This is a genomic window from Janthinobacterium sp. 13, assembly GCF_002749695.1.
Taxonomy (GTDB): domain Bacteria; phylum Pseudomonadota; class Gammaproteobacteria; order Burkholderiales; family Burkholderiaceae_D; genus Janthinobacterium; species Janthinobacterium kumbetense.
Genome location: NZ_PEEQ01000001.1, coordinates 5430266 through 5448683, shown reverse-complemented (window position 1 = coordinate 5448683; position 18418 = coordinate 5430266). Strand labels below are relative to the sequence as shown.

At 61.9% G+C, this 18418-nt stretch carries 17 protein-coding genes and 1 tRNA gene; 11 read left to right on the top strand and 7 right to left on the bottom strand.

Annotated elements, in window-relative coordinates; translation table 11 throughout:
• The first annotated feature begins 184 nt into the window (after positions 1-184).
• Positions 185-2155: a methyl-accepting chemotaxis protein gene (locus CLU94_RS24045; protein ID WP_180278754.1), complete on the top strand. Its 1971-nt coding sequence runs from the start codon at positions 185-187 to the stop codon at positions 2153-2155.
• A gap of 51 nt (positions 2156-2206) precedes the next feature.
• The gene (locus tag CLU94_RS24040) at positions 2207-2479 is read left to right on the top strand and encodes a putative signal transducing protein (protein WP_099667473.1); all 273 of its coding nucleotides are present in this window, start codon (positions 2207-2209) and stop codon (positions 2477-2479) included.
• 126 nt (positions 2480-2605) lie between these two features.
• Here CLU94_RS24040 and CLU94_RS24035 read toward each other — a convergent pair whose 3' ends face one another.
• Positions 2606-3154, bottom strand: coding sequence for a thymidine kinase (locus tag CLU94_RS24035; protein ID WP_099667472.1), 549 nt, complete (start codon positions 3152-3154; stop codon positions 2606-2608).
• A gap of 304 nt (positions 3155-3458) precedes the next feature.
• On the opposite strand from CLU94_RS24035, the gene CLU94_RS24030 reads away from it, so the two are divergent.
• Together CLU94_RS24030 and CLU94_RS24025 are read left to right on the top strand one after the other, a co-directional pair.
• Positions 3459-4850 (top strand): pyridoxal-phosphate dependent enzyme, encoded by a 1392-nt coding sequence (locus CLU94_RS24030; protein ID WP_373610404.1) that lies wholly within the window; start codon positions 3459-3461, stop codon positions 4848-4850.
• Positions 4847-6028 carry a trans-sulfuration enzyme family protein gene (locus tag CLU94_RS24025; RefSeq protein ID WP_099667470.1) on the top strand — a complete coding sequence of 394 codons (1182 nt, stop codon included), beginning with the start codon at positions 4847-4849 and terminating at the stop codon, positions 6026-6028. The genes CLU94_RS24030 and CLU94_RS24025 overlap by 4 nt, the downstream gene beginning before the upstream one ends.
• A gap of 12 nt (positions 6029-6040) precedes the next feature.
• Here the strand turns inward: CLU94_RS24025 and CLU94_RS24020 are convergent, their stop codons facing one another.
• Both CLU94_RS24020 and CLU94_RS24015 read right to left on the bottom strand, forming a co-directional pair.
• The gene (locus CLU94_RS24020) at positions 6041-8239 is read right to left on the bottom strand and encodes an acylase (protein WP_099667469.1); all 2199 of its coding nucleotides are present in this window, start codon (positions 8237-8239) and stop codon (positions 6041-6043) included.
• A 14-nt stretch (positions 8240-8253) separates the two neighbouring features.
• Positions 8254-9090: a hypothetical protein gene (locus CLU94_RS24015; protein ID WP_099667468.1), complete on the bottom strand. Its 837-nt coding sequence runs from the start codon at positions 9088-9090 to the stop codon at positions 8254-8256.
• Between the two features lie 112 nt (positions 9091-9202).
• Here CLU94_RS24015 and CLU94_RS24010 point away from each other — a divergent pair, with 112 nt between their 5' ends.
• Both CLU94_RS24010 and CLU94_RS24005 read left to right on the top strand, forming a co-directional pair.
• On the top strand, positions 9203-9649 hold the full coding sequence (locus CLU94_RS24010; protein ID WP_099667467.1) for a DUF2939 domain-containing protein: 447 nt from the start codon (positions 9203-9205) through the stop codon (positions 9647-9649).
• A 125-nt stretch (positions 9650-9774) separates the two neighbouring features.
• Positions 9775-10278, top strand: a complete 504-nt coding sequence (locus tag CLU94_RS24005) for a DUF2939 domain-containing protein (protein ID WP_180278753.1) — start codon at positions 9775-9777, stop codon at positions 10276-10278.
• A 28-nt stretch (positions 10279-10306) separates the two neighbouring features.
• Here the strand turns inward: CLU94_RS24005 and CLU94_RS24000 are convergent, their stop codons facing one another.
• Positions 10307-11644 (bottom strand): polysaccharide deacetylase family protein, encoded by a 1338-nt coding sequence (locus CLU94_RS24000; protein WP_180278752.1) that lies wholly within the window; start codon positions 11642-11644, stop codon positions 10307-10309.
• Between the two features lie 267 nt (positions 11645-11911).
• On the opposite strand from CLU94_RS24000, the gene CLU94_RS23995 reads away from it, so the two are divergent.
• From CLU94_RS23995 to CLU94_RS23980, 4 genes are all read left to right on the top strand, one after another.
• Positions 11912-12124 carry a hypothetical protein gene (locus CLU94_RS23995; protein WP_010399127.1) on the top strand — a complete coding sequence of 71 codons (213 nt, stop codon included), beginning with the start codon at positions 11912-11914 and terminating at the stop codon, positions 12122-12124.
• An 11-nt stretch (positions 12125-12135) separates the two neighbouring features.
• Positions 12136-12543: a nuclear transport factor 2 family protein gene (locus CLU94_RS23990; protein WP_099667463.1), complete on the top strand. Its 408-nt coding sequence runs from the start codon at positions 12136-12138 to the stop codon at positions 12541-12543.
• 399 nt (positions 12544-12942) lie between these two features.
• Complete coding sequence (locus tag CLU94_RS23985; protein WP_099668469.1) at positions 12943-15240, top strand: TonB-dependent receptor; 2298 nt, start codon at positions 12943-12945, stop codon at positions 15238-15240.
• 102 nt (positions 15241-15342) lie between these two features.
• A tRNA-Leu gene (locus CLU94_RS23980) sits at positions 15343-15429 on the top strand.
• A gap of 314 nt (positions 15430-15743) precedes the next feature.
• Here the strand turns inward: CLU94_RS23980 and CLU94_RS23975 are convergent.
• A complete protein-coding gene (locus tag CLU94_RS23975; protein WP_099667462.1) occupies positions 15744-15935 on the bottom strand; it encodes a hypothetical protein in 192 nt (63 codons plus the stop codon).
• Between the two features lie 34 nt (positions 15936-15969).
• On the opposite strand from CLU94_RS23975, the gene CLU94_RS23970 reads away from it, so the two are divergent.
• Complete coding sequence (locus CLU94_RS23970; protein WP_257218973.1) at positions 15970-16932, top strand: contractile injection system protein, VgrG/Pvc8 family; 963 nt, start codon at positions 15970-15972, stop codon at positions 16930-16932.
• A gap of 511 nt (positions 16933-17443) precedes the next feature.
• Here the strand turns inward: CLU94_RS23970 and CLU94_RS23965 are convergent.
• Positions 17444-17845 carry a hypothetical protein gene (locus tag CLU94_RS23965; RefSeq protein ID WP_099667460.1) on the bottom strand — a complete coding sequence of 134 codons (402 nt, stop codon included), beginning with the start codon at positions 17843-17845 and terminating at the stop codon, positions 17444-17446.
• 57 nt (positions 17846-17902) lie between these two features.
• Positions 17903-18262 carry a hypothetical protein gene (locus tag CLU94_RS28155; RefSeq protein WP_143451523.1) on the bottom strand — a complete coding sequence of 120 codons (360 nt, stop codon included), beginning with the start codon at positions 18260-18262 and terminating at the stop codon, positions 17903-17905.
• Positions 18263-18418 lie beyond the last annotated feature (156 nt).

Genomic DNA, 18418 nt, shown 5'->3' with positions numbered 1-18418 from the left:
GAAACACTTAGTAACAAAAGACAAGCAACATGCTATCATCGCGCCCTGAAATTCAGCTTGCCTGTGCGCGGCCCGACAGCCGGCGCGCCTCCGTTTCAAGCGCATTCCCCACCAGATCCCCTCCCCGCGTGTCATGTCATGACCAGGAATGGCCGAGCTGATTACCCTTTGCCAGACTCACACTATGCCTACAATTTCCTTCTCCCCCCGCCACTGGAGTGTCGGCGGCAAGATTACCGTTTTCACGTTTGCGCTGGTCAGCCTGATCCTCGCCAGCCTGACGACCCTGATCAGCATCCGCACCTCCAATGCCCTGGAACAGCGCGCCGAAGCGGCCGTCACCAGCGAACTCAATAGCGTCATGACGACCACGGAAGTATTTCATACCGCCATGGTCAACGAGGCGGCCAGCTTCGCGCGTCTGTTCGCTGCCGAATTTCCCGGCCCGTTCACGGTCGACGCGGGTGCGATGGTGGCCGTGGCCGGCAAGGCCACGCCCGCCCTGGCCAACGGCGGCAAGGTGCTCAACCTCGACACGGTCGTGGTCGACCGCTACACGGCGCAAACGGGCGTGATCGCCACGATTTTTGCCGCCAATGGCGATGAATTCGTGCGCATCAGCACCTCGCTGAAAAAGCAGGATGGCGAACGGGCCATCGGCACGCAGCTCGACCACAACCACCCCAGCTATGCGCCGCTGCGCGCCGGCCAGCGCTTCGTTGGCATGGCAACACTGTTTGGCAAGCAATACATCACGCAATATGACCCCGTGCGCGATGCGGGCGGCAAGGTGGTGGGCGTGCTGTTCATCGGCCTCGATATCAGCAAGAATCTGGCCATGCTGAAAGAGAAGATTCGCCAGGTCAAGATCGGCCAGACGGGTTACATCTATATCGTCGACACGGCGCCCGGCGCCAATTACGGCCACCTGGTGCTGCACCCGAACAGCGAAGGCAAGAGCGCGCTCGAGTTCAAGGCCAGCGACGGCCGATTGTTCATCCAGGAAATGCTGGCGCAAAAGGACGGCGCCATGCGCTACACGTGGACGGCGCCGGGCGAAACAGCTGCCAGCGCGCGCGAAAAGCAGCTGTTTTACCGTCAATTCAAGGATTGGCAATGGATCATCGCGGGCGGCACGTTCACGGACGAAATCACCCTGGAAGCGCGCCAGATGCGCAACCAGCTGGCCATTTCCGGCTTCATCGCCCTGCTCGTCTTCGCCCTGCTGCTGTACTGGCTCGTGCGCACCCTCGTGTCGCGCCCGCTGGCCGCCGCCGAAACGGCCGCCGCGCAAATCGCCGCCGGCGACCTGACGGTGCACCTCGATACCAGCAGCCTGGACGAAATCGGCCGCCTGCTGCTGGCCATGAACCGCATCAGCGACAACCTGTCGCAAGTGGTCAGCAATGTACGCGGCAGCGCCGGGCAGATCGCCACGGCGTCCGGTGAAATCGCCAGCGGCAACCTGGATTTGTCGAGCCGCACGGAGCAGCAAGCCAGCTCGCTGGAAGAAACGGCCGCCTCGATGGAAGAACTGAGCTCCACCGTGCGCCAGAACGTTGATCACGCGCAACAGGCAAGCCGGCTGGCGCATGACTCGTCCAGCCTGGCAGCGGCAGGCGGCGCGGCCGTGGCGCAAGTGGCCAGCACCATGGACGCCATCCGCAGCTCGTCGGGCAAGATCGCCGACATCATCGGCGTCATCGACGGCATCGCCTTCCAGACGAATATCCTGGCCTTGAACGCGGCTGTGGAAGCGGCACGCGCCGGTGAACAGGGACGCGGCTTTGCCGTCGTCGCCACGGAAGTGCGCACCCTGGCGCAGCGCTCGACGGCAGCGGCGAAAGACATCAAGGATTTGATCCAGGCATCCGCCAGCACGGTGGACCTGGGCCATGCGCAAGTGAGCCAGGCCAGCGCCACCATGGACACGGTGGTGGCCAGCGTGCAGCAAGTGAGCACCATCATGGCTGAAATCGCCCAGGCGAGCGAAGAGCAGCGCAGCGGCATCGAGCAAGTCAACCAGGCCATCGCCCAGATGGACCAGGTGACCCAGCAGAACGCGGCCCTCGTGGAAGAAGCGGCCGCGGCGGCCGACGCCCTGCAGGAGCAGGCGCAGGAACTGAACCAGGTGGTGGGCGTGTTCAAGCTGTAAGGGCTAGCCTGGTGCTAAGATGGGGATGAATCTACCTTGCCAGGAGGCACCATGCACGATGACTACGTTTTAATTGCCCGGCTGATGATCCCCACGGATGCGCACGTCATCCGCGGCTGCCTGGCCGCCGCCGGCATCGACGTGCTGCTGACGGATGACCAGCACATGCAGGCCGACATGCTGCTGGCGGCCGCCATCGGCGGCGCCCGCGTGATGGTGCGCGAACACGACGTGGCGCGCGCGAATGACATCCTCGCCGCCTTCGAGCGGGGCGACCTGGCGCTGGCGGATGATGCCGATGTGGGCGCGCCCGTCGCCGAATAAGAACACCTGTCAAAACCTACTGCGCGTCGTAATTTGCGGTCTGCGATGCTCACTGTACCTTCGTACAGTTGCGCTTCTCAACCACAACTTCCTTCCGCTCGCTACGGTTTTGCTAGGCGTTGTAAATCAGGCATAGAAACAGCGTCCGCACGCCTGGCGGTAACTTTCGTTGCCGCCAATACTGATCTGTTCACCTTCCTTGATGCGGCGGCCCTGCTCATCCACGCGGATGTTCATCGTGGCCTTCTTGCCGCAAGTGCAGATATTCTTCAATTCCTCGATATCGTCGGCCAGCGCCAGCAGATAGGCCGAGCCGGGGAACGGTTCGCCCTTGAAATCCGTGCGCAAGCCGTAGCAGATGACGGGCACGCCCTTCACTTGCGCCAGCTGGTGCAATTGTTGCACTTGTGCCGTGCTGAGAAATTGCGCTTCGTCAACCAGCAGGCAAGCGACCTGGGGAATTGCGTCGAGGAAATTCGTGTCGGCATGGAAGATATCGACCTGGCGCTGCGGGCCCAGGCGCGAAGTGACCCTTCCCACGCCGTAGCGGCTGTCGATGGCGGCCGTGTACAGGCGCACCTGCTGGCCCTGCTCTTCATAGTTGTGCGCGACCTGCAACAAGGCCGTCGACTTGCCCGCGTTCATCGCGGAATACCGGAAATAAAGTTTTGCCACTGCCGCCTGCCCTGTTTGTCTGGTTTTCAGGATACTGTTTAGTTCCTTTTCGAGGCGTGATTATAAATCGCAATGGCGGGCTTGCGGCAGCTTAATAGTCGTGCCGTTGGCGCGGCATGCGGGCTGAAAACGGCGCATACTCGAAGCGCGCACGCTGTAGCCGCGCTGCAGCTGATATGCGAAAGCCGCATATGCAAGCATGCAAACATTCGTTCGCCGCACCCGTGCGCCCGCCTACACTGCGCGGCACGGAAGGCGGCTCGGGACACAATCCGGAGCGGCTGTTTCTCTGACAGGAGCCACCATGAATGATCGAATGCCATCCCCATCCCGGCCGCCAGCGCTATACAAGCTGATCGGCAACACCCCGCTGGTCGAAGTGACCAGGCTCGACACGGGCCTGTGCCAGCTGTTCCTGAAACTGGAATCGCAAAATCCCGGCGGTTCCATCAAGGACCGCATCGGCCTGTCCATCATCGAAGCGGCCGAAGCCGACGGCCGTTTGCAGCCGGGCGGCACCATCGTCGAGGCGACAGCCGGCAACACCGGCATCGGCCTGGCGCTGGTGGGCCGCATCAAGGGCTACCGCGTGATCCTTGTCGTGCCCGACAAGATGTCGACGGAAAAAGTGCTGCACCTGAAAGCCCTGGGCGCCGAAGTGCACACCACGCGCTCGGACGTGGGCAAGGGCCATCCCGAGTACTACCAGGATTACGCGGCGCGCCTGGCGCGCGAACTGCCGGGCGCCTTCTTTGCCGACCAGTTCAACAATCCCGCCAATCCGCTGGCCCACGAAACGACGACGGCGCCCGAAATCTGGGAGCAAAGCGGCCATGACGTGGACGCCATCGTCGTCGGCATCGGCTCCTCCGGCACCCTGACGGGCCTGACGCGCTACTTCCGCAAGGCGCAGCCGAAGCTGGAATTCGTGCTGGCCGACCCGCAAGGCTCCATCCTCACCGAATACATCGACACGGGCAAGGTATCGGACACGAGCGGCTCGTGGGCCGTCGAAGGCATCGGCGAAGACTTCATTCCCTCGATTGCCGACATGGACAGCGTCACCAAGGCCTACACCATCAGCGACCAGGAGAGCTTTGATTCCGCGCGCGCCCTGCTGCTGGCCGAAGGCATTTTAGGGGGCTCGTCGACGGGCACCCTGCTGGCCGCCGCGCTCAAGTACTGCCGCGAACAGAGCACGCCCAAACGCGTCGTCACCTTCGTGTGCGACACGGGGACGCGCTACCTGTCGAAGGTCTACAACGACGGCTGGATGCGCGACCAGGGCCTGTTGCAGCGCGCCTTGTCCGGCGACTTGCGCGACCTGATCGGACGCCGCTACGACGAGGGCGACGTGGTCAGCGTGGCGCCGGGCGACACCCTGCTCACGGCCTTCAACCGCATGCGCGCCAGCGACCTGGCGCAGCTGCCCGTCATCGACGGCGGCCAGCTGGTCGGCATTATCGACGAATCGGACTTGCTGCTGCACGTCTCCGGCGACGCCGCGCATTTCGCGGGTCTGGTGGGCGCCACCATGACGACGCAGATCGAAACCCTGGCGCCGTCCAGCGGCTTGCCCGCCCTGCGCGCCACCCTGGACCGGGGCTTGACGGCCGTCGTCGCCGACGACAGCGCCTTCTATGGCCTGATCACCCGCTTCGACCTTCTCAACCACTTACGCAGGACACTATCTTGAGCCAACAAACGCCCCGCAAGAGCCGCCTCGCCACCCGCGTCATCCACGCCGGCCAGTCGCCCGACCCGTCGACGGGCGCCATCATGCCACCCATTTACGCCACCTCCACCTTCGTGCAGGAGAGTCCCGGCGTGCACAAGGGACTCGATTACGGCCGCTCGCACAACCCCACGCGCTGGGCGCTGGAACGCTGCGTGGCCGACCTGGAAGGCGGCAGCGCAGCCTTCGCCTTCGCCTCGGGCCTGGCCGCCATCTCGTCCGTGCTGGAATTGCTGGATGCGGGCAGCCATATCGTCGCCGGCGACGATATGTACGGCGGCACCTACCGTTTATTCGAGCGCGTGCGCCGCCGCTCGGCCGGTCATGATTTCACGTATGTCGACCTGACGAATCCCGAGAACCTGCTGGCCGCGCTGCGCCCGGAAACGAAGATGGTATGGGTGGAAACGCCCACCAACCCGATGCTGAAACTGGCGGATTTGCGCGCCATTGCCGACATCTGCCGCGAACGGGGCATCCTCGCCGTGGCGGACAACACGTTTGCCAGTCCGCTGGTGCAACGCCCGCTGGAGCACGGCTTCGATATCGTCGTGCACTCGACCACCAAGTATTTGAACGGCCACTCGGACATCATCGGCGGCATCGCCATCGTCGGCGCGGAAGAACGGCAGGCGGAATGGCGCGAGCAGCTGGGCTTTTTGCAAAACTCCGTGGGCGCGATTGCCGGGCCGTTCGACAGCTTTTTGGCCCTGCGCGGGGTGAAAACCCTGGCCATCCGCATGCAGCGCCATTGCGAAAGCGCCCTGGCCCTGGCGCAGTGGCTGGAACAGCAAAAGGAAGTGCGCAAGGTGTTTTATCCGGGACTGGCCTCGCACCCGCAGCACGCGCTGGCGCGGCGCCAGATGGATGGCTTCGGCGGCATCATCTCGATCGACCTCGATACGGATCTGGCGGGCGCGCGGCGCTTCCTCGAACGCTGCGAGGTATTCGCCCTGGCCGAAAGCCTGGGCGGCGTGGAAAGCCTGATCGAGCACCCTGCCCTGATGACGCATGCCAGCATCCCGGCCGGGCAGCGGGCCAGGCTGGGCATCGGCGATGGCTTGATCCGCCTGTCGGTGGGGATCGAGGATATCGAGGATTTGCGCCATGACCTGCGCACGGCGCTGGACGCGATCTGATACGCCCGGCGGCTATTTTCCGGGGTGGTACCTGCGCTCCAGGTGCTTCGCCACGTCCTCGGGATAAAACAGCACATCCTTGAATTCGCCGCGCGCATACATGGCCGCCTGGTCCCGGAAGTGCGGCGACTTCGGGTCGCCGCTCTGGCCGCCGGCGAGGATGCTTTTCGCCTTGATGCGGGGACCGAATTCCACGGCCGCCACAAAGCTGTTGCCGCGCTCGCCATAGATGCGTCGCGTCGTGCTCTTGCTGCTCTGTCCATACGCGGCCAGCGCACCCCAGTTGCCCGACGCGTAAGGCACGGGCAGGCTGGCTTGCGCATCGTCAAACGGCTGCACCACATCCCCCGTCAGGCGCTGGAAGCGGTTGATCTCGCCCCACGGCGTTTGCCAGTTGCCGAAATCGCGCTGCAGTTTATCGGCCGCCGTCGCCAGCGCAGCCAGCCGCTGCGCCGCCGTGACCTTGTCCGTCGCCAGAAAATCGACGACGGGCACGCCCTGCTCGCGCGCCTGTTTTCCCGCCAGCTCGGCCAGCTCCTGGCCCCAGAACACGGCCAGCGAGGTGGCGGTGGAGTCCAGCGCATAGCGCCAGTCCCAGGCCCGCAGCAAGGCCACCTTGTCGGCCAGCGCCAGCTTTTTCGCGTCGCCCGCCGGCAGCGCATCGTATGCCGCGAACAGGGGCGGCAACAGCGCTTCGAACGCCGTCAGTTCGCTGTCGTAGGACGCGGCGATCAGGCTGTCCAGGGTAAAACCCGTCCTGTTCTGGAAAACCTTGACGGCATGCAGGCCGCGCGCGTTTTCGCCATACACGGACATGTAGGCGGGATAGTCGCTCTGGCGCGGGCTGTTGGCGCCGGCCGCCGAATACGGCCAGTTGTTCGTATTCTGGATCCAGCCATTCTTCGGATTGAACAGGGTGATGGTTTGCGCCACCGTGTGCAGCCCTTGCCATTCCGTGGCCGGGTCGCTGCCGTCGACAGGCTGCTTCCAGTTGAAGCGCGGGTCGCGCACGGGGATGAAATTGCCGTGAAAGTAGGCGATATTGCCATCCGCATCCGCATACACCGTATTGTTCGAAGAATTCGTGCGCAATTCCATCGTTTGATAAAACGCAGCATAATCGCGCGCCTTGGTGCGCGCGTACGACTGCATCAAAGCCTTCAACGGTTCCTGCATCAGGCGCACGGCCACCCATCTACCGTCCTGCGCGCGCACGATGGGGCCATGGTGGCTGTAGTGGACGGTGATGGTCTTCGATGCCATGCCGCCATCGGCCAGTTTGTAGGGCAAGGTGATGGGCACGGTTTTCAAGGGGCGCAAGCCGCCGTCATAGCGGTAGAACCAGGCGCCGTCCTTGTCGACGATGCTTTCCAGGTATTCGTCGATGACGTCGCCGCCGCCCGAGGTGTGCATCCAGCCCAGGCGCTCGTTAAAACCCTGGTAGACGAAGAACTGGCCCCAGGTGACGGCGCCGTACGCGTTCAAGCCTTCGCCGCTGGTGACCTGCACTTCGGGACGGAAGTAGAACGAGGTGTGCGGGTTGATCATCAAGAGCGCATGGCCATTTTTCGTGATGGCGGGCGCGATGGCGAAGCCGTTCGAGCCGCTGGGCTCGGGGTCCAACCCGGTCTCGATGCTGGCCAGCGCCACGGCGGCAGGACTGGCCTGCTGGCCGTAAAACGCTTCGAGCTGCGCCAGGTTGATCGATTCGATATCGCCGCCGATGCTGCCCTCGCTGAAGCTCAAGGCCATCCATGGCTCGAAATGCGCGATCAGCCGCGGTTTGACGTGCGGATGCGTGGCCAGGTAAAAATTCAGGCCATCGGCAAAGGCGTCCATCAACTTGCGCAGCCACGCCGGGCTGGCGCGGTACTGCGCCTGCAGCTCAAGCGGGTCGATGAAGAGCTTCATGCGCAGGTCGCGGTACAGCTCCCGTTCCCCTTCCACTTCCGCCAGGCGCCCCATGGCGTTGATGTAATTGAGTTCCACGCGGGGGAAATCGTCCTCGGCCTGCGCATACATCAGGCCAAACACGGCATCCGCATCCGTCTTGCCCGTCACATGGGGCACGCCCCACGTATCGCGCGCGATGCTGACATTGGCCGCCTGCGCCTGCCAGCGGGCCATGTCCTTGACAGAAACAGCGGGTGCGGCCAGCACGGGAATACTGGCGACAGCAACTGAGGCAAACAGGGCACTGCTATGTAACATGCCAAAACTCCAGATCAGGATGCGTCAATCAGGGCCGCGATGCGCTGGTTCAACTCCACATTTTCCGCCTGCAGCTGCGCCACCTTCTGTTTCAGGCTGGCGATCTCGCCGCGCAGGCGTTCCGCTTCGGACGGCGCCTGGGCCGCGTTATCCGCCCACGGCTCGTTGCCCGTCTCCGGCGTATCCTGCGATACATGCACCTTCGGCTCGCGCGGCGTGCGCGTGGCAGCGCGCTGTTCGCGGATTTCCTTGGCCGCCTGGCGCAGCAGTTTTTTGCCGCCGGCGACAGCCGCCACCTGTTCTTCCGGCGGCAGGGATGCCACGGTGGCCGCCGCATTGATGGAAATCGTGCCCGAACGGACGGCTTCCACCAGTTCCGGCGACGCCGCCTTCTGGATCTTCTCGATCTGGCTGATCTGGTTGCTGCTCAATCTCGCCGCCTTGGCCACCTCTTCGCGCGTGCTCATGGGCGGCTTCGGCGCGTTTTCGCCGTCCGGCGCATCCTGGGCGCTGACGGGCGCCGGGCTGCGCGCGGCGACAATTTCCTTCTTGCGCAGGGCCAGCACGCCGCGCTGGAAGTCCGACACGCTGCGGCGCGCCAGGTGATTGTCGATCATCCACAGCATGACGTCGTCGAGCGAGGTAAAGCTGGTGTTCTGGATGGTCTTGAATTCGATGCCGTGCTGGCGGCAGATGGCGTAGCGGTTATGCCCGTCGATCAGCACGTCGTTCCACAGCACCAGCGCATCGCGGCAGCCTTCGGCCAGCAGGCTGCGCTCGAGCGCCGCGTACTCGCTGGCGGTGAGCGGGTCGATATACGACTGCAGCACCTGATTGATAGTGATATTCATGGTTGTCCTCAATATTGCGGCGCGATGGTCCGCGCCGGCACGAATGCTACACCATCCGCCGCCCCTGGCCGGGTAAAATCACGGCGGCACAGCTCATACAAAAACACGGACCATGAAAAGAAAGTACGCCACCGCGATCATTTTTGCCGTCGCCGCCATCGGCTTCACCTGGGTCAGCCCCTATATCGCCATGTACCGCATCAGTATCGCGGCGAAATCCGTGCGCCTGGAAAACCTGGCGCAGCAGGCCGACCTGCCCGCCGTGCGCGCCAGCGTGGCGCGCCAGCTGCGGGCGGCCGGCGAAACGGCCAATGAGGACGATTTCAAGGAAATGCTCGACGCCATCGTCTCGCCGCCCGGCATCACAGTATTGATCCTGCATGGCAAGCACGGGGCGGACGGCAAGCGCCACGACTTCGGCATGGCGTACCGCTCATGGAACGAAGTGGTGCTGCGGCGCAGCGGCGCCGGGCCCGCCGCCAGCCAGTTTTTGCTGCGCCGCCATGGCATCTGGGACTGGAAACTGACGGACATCACCTTGCCGCCGGAATTACTTTGAAGAAACTTGATCTAAAACAACACTTACTTAAACCTCTATATTGATTTTGGGAAATATTATGTAGAATGCCAACACTTCAGGCGCACCGGGTCGCCAGGCATCCGAGAGATCGCACGATGAAAAGAATGATGCTTCTCGCTGTAGTGGCACTGGTCGCGCTGGCCGGCGTCTTCTATGGCAGCCCGTATTTCACCATGAACAAGATTCGCACGGCAACGATGGACGAGGATACCCAGGCCCTCGCTGCGCATATCGACCTGCCCCAGTTGCGCGGCAGCCTCGGGCAACAACTGCACACCCTGTTTTCGGCGCCCGAAGTGGCCGACGACATCAGCCCCGACGTCATCGACCCCTTGCTCGATACCATGCTGATGCCTGAGGGCATCGTCGCCTTGATGAAGCTCAATGACCGCTACGAAAAACCGCTCGCCAAGGTCAGCGACATCAGCGGCCGCAAGCGCAATACCAAGCCCGACTACAAACTGCGCTACACCTCCTGGGACAGCGTCGTGGTGCAGCGCGCCCACAGCAAAAGCCATATCGGCGAACTGACGCTGGCGCGCGACGGCCTGTGGCACTGGAAGCTGGTATCGGTGGCCCTGCCGAAGAACTTGCTGGCCGACGCCTGAGGCGCCGGCGCAGCCCTGCTCCGGGCGATCAGCGCCGGTCCGTCACCCTGCCCGTCGTATCGGCAAACCAGCGGCTATGCGACACCACTTGCAGCGCGCCGGCAGCCACTTGCCCCGCCAGCCATGCCAGCAATTCATCGATGACCGCATACGAAGTCTGGTAGTCGGACGTTGGCGTCCTGACGATATCGTGGCCGTTGACAAACACAAAGCTGTCGTCGCCCACCGCCGTCTGGATCGCCGCCTGGACTTGCGCAAAGCTGGCGTCGTTTGTCAGGTTGACCGTGGAAGTGTTGAGGATGTAGGCATCCTTGTCGTTGCCAGTGAAAAACATCTGGTCAAAGCCGCGCTCGGCCGTATAGCCGGCGCCGCGCGCCGACAGGAAACCGGCGGCGCGCATGGCGTTGATGGCCGTATTCGTCCACAGCGATTCGACCCACGCATGGTGCGATGGCCCGTCGCCGCCGATACCGGCAGCGCGCATCTTGTCCCGCCCCACCTGCAGCGCAGTGACGTACTGGGCCGAACCCTGGACCGCCACATTGTCGTGCACGCTCTGGTGCAGGGTAAAGTCGAACAGGCGCGACGGATCGTCGAAGCGCACCTTCATGCGCTCGGCCGACATGTAATCGGGCTGCCCCAGCAGGGACGTGACGATGGCAAACGAGGCCGGCAAATCATAGTATTTCAGCCGCTCCATCAGATACGTATCCCAGGACGCATAACCATCGTCAAAGGACAAGATGACGGTGGGCAATTTACGCTTCGGCAACGCCGCAACCATGCCCAGCCAGATGGTTTCCGGCTGCGTCGTGGCGGCGGTCAGCTGCACGGTAAATTTCCCGCGCGACAGGTTTTGTGCCGTGGGCGTGCCCTCGCTATCGAGCGGCGTGGCCAGCTTGGGCACCCACCACTCATTGTTGACGAACATCAAGGTGTCGGCGGCGGCGGAACCGCCGTAATGCAAGGCATTCAGGAAGCCGGACCAGAAACTGCTGTAATCGCTGTTGCCCAGGTAAATCATGCCCCCCGTCTGCATGATGGCGGCATTCGTCGAGCGCAGCGCGAAGGAAAAGCGTTGCAAATCCCAGTTGAACGGAATGCGCGGCTGGCCCTTGCCGGCAGCGCCTGTCGTGCCCACTTTCACGACGGTACCGGCAGGCAAGCCGGCCGGCAGGTCGATGCGCAAGGAGGGGTAGCCATCCTTGAACGACACGGCGGCATCGAGCGACACCATGCAGCCCGACGTCACATCGCTGTCCCAGAAGGACAGATCGTGCGTGGGCATGAATTCCAGCGGCGTATTGGTGACCGGCGGCGGGGGCATGGAAAAGCGGGGCGGGGCGTCAGGGTACTGGCTGGACATGGTGCGGCTTTCAAAAGTAGTGCGCGCGGCGCCGGCGGAACAAACGCTGCACGGCAGAAAAGGATCAATCAACATTGCCTTGCCAAGCTTTTTCGCCAGGAGTGCTTGTCAACTATATCACTTGATTGCCATTATGCAAATAAATAATACCTCCCGGTCATGCCTGCCGCGGCGACCATGGCGCAGCCCGCGCGCCAGGCCGGCACGGCATCGCCCAAGCCTGCGCGGCACTGCTATCATCGAGCTTTGATTTCCATCGGAGGCTCCATGTCAGACCTGGTACAACACGCACTGGCCCACGCGGGCAAACCGGCCACCACGCCCTGGGTGGTGACCCTGATCAGCGGTGAAAAACTCACCGGCCCCATTTCCCCACTCAGCGACGGCTGCTACGCCATCGGCCTGGGGCAAATCAAGTATTTTTCCAGCGATAAGGTCGCCTGCCTGAATGTGTCGGGCGCGGGCGCGTTTCCCATCTGAAGACCTTGGCAATGGACCACGCGCAGGATCAGACGCAGGATCAGACGCAGGACGGCGCACGCCTGGCGGCGCAGTTGCAGGCGCTGGAAGCGGCGCTGCAAAGCCGGGCCGTGCGCGCCGACAGCGCCAGGCTGGCAGCGCTGCTAGCAGACGAGTTCGTCGAATTCGGCAGCTCGGGCAAGCTCTGGACACGCGCCGCGACCTTGGCGGACTTGCCGGCAGAAGATTTTTGTCCGCGCAGCATCAGCGATTTTCAAGCCCGCCTGCTGGCCGAGGATGTGGCCTTGGTGACCTACCGCTCGCAGCGCCACGCCAGCGGCGCCCTGCCCGCCAGCGCCAGCTTGCGCAGTTCGCTGTGGAAGTGGCGCGATGGCCGCTGGCAAATGATTTTTCACCAGGGCACGCCGATTCCCGGCTGATCCGCACTGGGGATGGCCCCCACGGGCACCGTCCCCTGTCGCGCAGCAACAACACGCCCCTGCCGAAAAAAATCCGCGGCAGCTGTTGTATTTCCAGTGCCCGGGCGCGGGCCGCACGGCAACAGCCCTCCTTCTGTTTGCGTTTCCGCAGGAAACCTCCATCGCCACGCCAGGCCACTTTGCGCTCGCGCAAGCCTGCCGGCACTCCACTATGCACCCGCCCAATATTGACGACAAATACGATTTTATTCGCGTATTCAGTCGAAAAACATATGAATGAGCGCGCCTGAAAAATGGCATGAATACCAAAACTTTCCGTGCTAGCATGATTTTTCGTCCAGTTGGCCAGCGCCAGCTTGCAGCGCCCCAACAACCTTCACCGACAGGAGCCGTTTCATGATGACACCGCATGCCAGCACACGCGCCAGCACAATACGCCACACCCTGATTGCCCTGGCAATCACTGCCGCCTTCCCCCTGCAGGCGATGGCGCAAGACAGCGTCCCGCCGCCAGCCACCGACGCGCCTGCCGCTCCGGTGGCGCAAGCCGGTCCTGGCCAGCTGGAAACGGTGATCGTGACGGCGCAGCGGCGCGCGGAAAACATCAAGGACGTACCCATGTCCATCGCCACCCTGAAGGGCGACAAGCTCGACACCCTGACGGCCGGCGGCGCCGACATCCGCTTCCTCAACAGCCGTTCGCCCAGCGTCTCCGTCGAATCGGATTACGGCCGCACCTTTCCCCGTTTCTACATTCGCGGCCTGGGCAATACCGACTTCGACCTGAATGCCTCGCAACCGGTGGGCCTGGTGATGGACGACGTGGTGCAGGAAAACGCCATGTTGAAGGGTTTTCCCGTGTTTGACGTGGATCAGGTCGAGGTACTGCGCGGCCCGCAAGGCACCTTGTTCGGCCGCAACTCGCCGGCCGGCGTGATCAAGTTCGATTCCGCCAAGCCCGTCTTCAAGACGGAAGGCTACCTGAGCGGCGGCTTCGGCAAGGATGGCATGAAGAATCTGGAAGGCGCGTTCAACGTGCCCGTCAGCGACACGGTGGCCCTGCGCTTTTCCGGCCAGACACAGCGCCGCGACGACCGCGTGCACAACCCGCGCCCCACCGGCACGCGCGACTTCGAAGGCTATGAAGACAGCGCCGCACGCCTGCAGGTACTGGTCAAGCCCACGCGCGACTTCACCGCCCTGTTCAACGTGCATGCGCGTAACCTCGACGGCACGGCCACTTTGTTCCGCGCCAACATCCTGAAACAGGGCACGAATGACCTGGTCGACAATTTCGATTACAACTCCTACCCAACCGACGGCATCAACCGCCAGCACCTGAAAACCAAGGGCGGCAGCATGCGCCTGAAATGGGACTTGCCCGGCGTCACCCTGCATTCGATCACCGGCTACGAAAAACTCGATTTCTTCAGCCGCGCCGACGTCGACGGCGGCTATGGCGCCGTGTACGCCCCGCCGATGGGTCCCGGCTTCATCCCCTTCGTCGTGGAAACGGCCGACGTGATTCCCAACCACAAGCAGATTTCGCAGGAATTCCGCGCCGAATCGTCTGCCCGCGGCCCGCTGCAATGGATAGGCGGCCTGTTCTACTTCAAGGAAGATATCCAGATCGACAGCATCAGCTTTGACAGCCTGGCGCCCGGCAATCCGCAAAACAGCGCCTACGCCACGCAAAACCAGAGCTCGAAGTCGTACGCGGCCTTCGGCTCGCTCAACTACACGGTCTCGGACGCCCTGAAACTGCGCGCCGGCCTGCGCTACACGAGCGACAAGAAGGATTTCTCGGCCAAGCGCGTGGAAGCGACCACGGCCGGCCCATTCAACTTGCACGACACCTCGCACAACGTCAGCTGGGACTTGAGCGGCACCTATGTGCTGACACCGGAAACCAATGCCTACGCGCGCATCGCCACCGGCTACCGCGCGCCGTCGATGCAGGGCCGCCTGAACGGCCTGGCCGACCGCCCCTCGTTTGCGGGCGCCGAAAAGGCGCTGTCCGTCGAGGCGGGCATCAAGCAAGACCTGTTCGACAAGCGCGCGCGCCTGAGCGTGGCCGTGTTCCAGTACCGCGTGAAGGACAAGCAACTGACGGCCGGCAGCGGCGCCGTCAACATGAACCAGCTGATCAACGCCGACAAGGCCACCGGCCGCGGCGTGGAACTGGATTTCCAGGCAAATCTCAGCGATTCGCTCAGCATGACCCTGGGCGGCAGCTACAACCACACGGAAATCCAGGACAAGAAGCTGTTCGTCCTCAGTTGCGGCAATGCGCAAAACAACCCGGCCAGCGGCTGTACCGTCACCGACCCCGTCGGTCCGTTCAAGGGCACGGCCTACATCGACGGCAACCCGCTGCCCCGCGCGCCGGAATGGCAGACCAACTTCACCCTGAAATACAGCATCCCTGTCGCCAATGGCGAGTTCTACGCCTACACGGACTGGGCCTATCGCACCAGCTACAACTTCTTCCTGTATGAAGCGAAGGAATACAAAGCCAAGGAATTGCTGGAAGGCGGCTTGCGTGTCGGCTACAAATGGGACAAATACGAAATCTCCGCATACGGCCGCAACATCACCAACCAGATCCAGTCGCTGGGCGCCATCGATTTTGACAACCTGACGGGCATCATCAACGAACCGCGCACGTACGGGGTGCAGTTCAAGGCGACGTTCTGACGGCAGGCAGATGAAACCAAGCTGTCCGGCGCAAACCGGACAGCCTGGCTCAGGCACAAGATGGCATTATGGGCATCACCTGTGCTAGAATCTCGCCGCGCTGCCCGGATGGTGAAACTGGTAGACACTGGAGACTTAAAATCTCCCGCCTGTAAGGGCGTGCCGGTTCGATTCCGGCTCCGGGCACCAGCGCACAGAATTCAGAAACATCAAAAAAGCCATCAAACCCAATACAATCAACGGGTTAGTGGCTTTTTTTACGTCCCGACATCTCCCTTGATACAGATTAAACCCGACAAAAACCAGTAGCGATTACGCCAGATTTACGCCGTGATTACGCCTCAACGAGAGGGATGCATGGCTTCATTCAGGAAACGGGTTGGCGGCTGGCGGGCAGAGATCGCCATCCTCGGCACACGGGAATCTAAAACATTCAGCACCAAGGCCGAAGCTGCGGCCTGGGCGTCGGAACGCGAAACCGAAATCTGGCGCGGCGCCGACAGTCACATTGTCGTCGGGAAAGGCTGCGCCTCAACGCCATCGGCGAAGTGCTCATTGGCGGCCAGAAAATCAAAGATATAAAACTGGCCAACGTGACACATGAACTGCTCGGCGCCCGGCACGATCAGCGCATGACTGGGGAAAGCAAGGTCAATGGCGCCACCGTGAATCGCGAGCTGAACTTGCTTTCTCACGTTTTCACGACTGCGCGCAGGGAATGGAAATGGCTTGCGGCCAGTCCGACCAGCCGACACGTTTAAACAGCAGCAAGAGCACAGCTTTCACAAGACAACCCTGGGCGCCATCATCGAGGCGATTGCCTTTCGCAACGAGCTGGCGTCGGGCGTGTCGGCGCGCCTGCGTGATACCGCCATCGAGCACATCGACCAGACGCACGAAAGCGATGCGGCCTTCCTGCGCCGGCTGGGCAGGAAATACGACGCGGTGGCCACCGTCAAGAATGACACCCTGCTATTCATCCCCATCAACCAGAGCCGCACCGCCAGCGGCAAGGCGCTGCCCATCATCCCCATCACGCGCGCCCTGGGCGATGGCCACCGCTACCACAGCGCCGAAAGCGACGCCTACACGAGCGTACGCGCCTTCTGGCATGACGAGCGCTACGCGCGCCGCCGCAGCGTCGTGGCCGGCGTGCCCGGCAACAGCAAGCGCCTACGGGCCACCTTCGCCAACGAAACAGACGCGCGCGCAGCGGCCGTCGCCGAATGGCAGCGCATCCTGCGCGGACTGGCCACCTTCGAAATGAGCCTGGCCCTGGGCAACCCGGCCGTGTTTCCGCAATCACCCGTGACGGTGAACGGCTTCAAGCCCGAGATCGACGCCACCGAGTGGCTATCGGTCAAGGTCACGCACAGCTTGGGCGGCAACGGTTTTACCACGCGGGTGGAGTTTGAAACAAAGACGGAAGCGGTCGAGGCAGAACGCGAGGACGAGAAAGACCCGGACGAAGGCATCACCGGCGTCGTGGCGAAGTGGAAGGACGTGGCGGCAAAGAAGAAAAAGGCGGGGCAGGAGCAGGCCGGCGCAACGGGCAAGCTTAAGACGCTGGAGCATCTTTATAAGAGCAAGCAGGCCGCGAAGCGGGCCGTGCTAAACGCGTGGCGGCATATTGAGGAGGTTCGGGACATCATCCGCGAAAACAAGGAGGAACCTTGGAGGCCTACGCAGTAAGCGTCAGTTCAGCGCCGTCTTGAACTTCGTGCTGGTCGCCGATCTGCGCTAGTATCTAGCCTAGCCACTCTTCAACACGGTTTATAGGGGAACGATGAGTACTAACTCTAAACGGCAGGTCACCGAGGAAGAGGTCTTATATGCTGAGGAAGCATTTTCGGAGTATGAAGCAAAGGGACGTACGCGGAAAAAATGTCCCTGGTGCTCTGGAGAATTGAAGTTCAATGCTTTGGTCTCCGGTTACAGCATTCTGTGCATCACCTGCGAGTTTAAGATATCAGCGCGGGGCGTCTAGAGACCGCGTTTGCGCGCTGAAATGACTGGTTGAATTTTTGTGTCCATAATCGAAGTTGTGGACACAATTCAATTTGTGACCGCACTCAATCATGCCGCCGACAGCTCAGACAGTACAGACGTTGCTGGGAAGACGCTTACGCGGAATCAACATGAGCGTGTGCCATTTACGCACCCGCTCAGCGGCTGCTTTCGCCCCAAAGCAGACGTAATCGCGTCACCACCATTTGCCGAACTGGTTGAGCGCTGAATACAGCGCAAGCATTGACCCGGCATTGATCTTCAGACGAATTGCGATGCAGTCGCCATCTTGTGACTGCCTTTCCGAACGAGGATTGATCGTTAGATACTCCTGAGATGAATGCCGTTCAAAGTGAAGTACTGGGTACTCGCTCATGTCATGCAGTCCTGCGTCGCGGCCGTCACGGAGTTCACTTTCGAATTGCGTGAGGGCTTCGTACTCAAACCAACGGCGCTCGGCAGTCCAGTTGCAACTCTGGCTTCCACTTGAATACTCAACTTCAAGCCGGACCTGGACGCCAATATCTATCGGGTCTACTTCTGCAAACCAAAGCTGGAACTTGAGTGGTCCTTCAGCGAAAGCTACGTCGGCAGCCATCTGAATCCTTTCTTGGGTGTGCTAATCTCGGGCTATCGCAATGGCCGCCTCTGGCCGCTAGCTGAAGGCCCGAGGATGGAAATCCGACATTGCTTTACGCAGCAAAGGACGAGTATATACATCTTCATTACTACCGATTACTTGCCCTGGATGCAAATACTCGCCTTCATCAAAGGCTTGGTATACCGCCCAGGAGTAGGAAGGAAAATCTTCAAGTGGCGTCCAGGCGGAAAGTGCATTCATCGCACAATCAGCAATGTCGAAGTCAATCGAACCCGCAAGAAATCTCTCCGCAATTTCTTTCGAAAAACTGTCGGAGAACTCACTTCTTGACGCGCCATAAACAGTGAATGCGGCATTGAGCTCTGCGATGACTTGGGAGTGTCCCTCGTGAATGTGGCGAAGAATATTTTCCATGTTTTCTCGATAAATTTAACGGCCGCTTTTGGCCGAACCAGGCCGTTCAGCTCAGCATAGCAGGTCGTCAGTACGAAAATCCAGGGCGTCCCACGACAGGCTGGATTCGACCCGAAGCAGACATAGATCTGACGCATTCGACATATGCCACCGCAG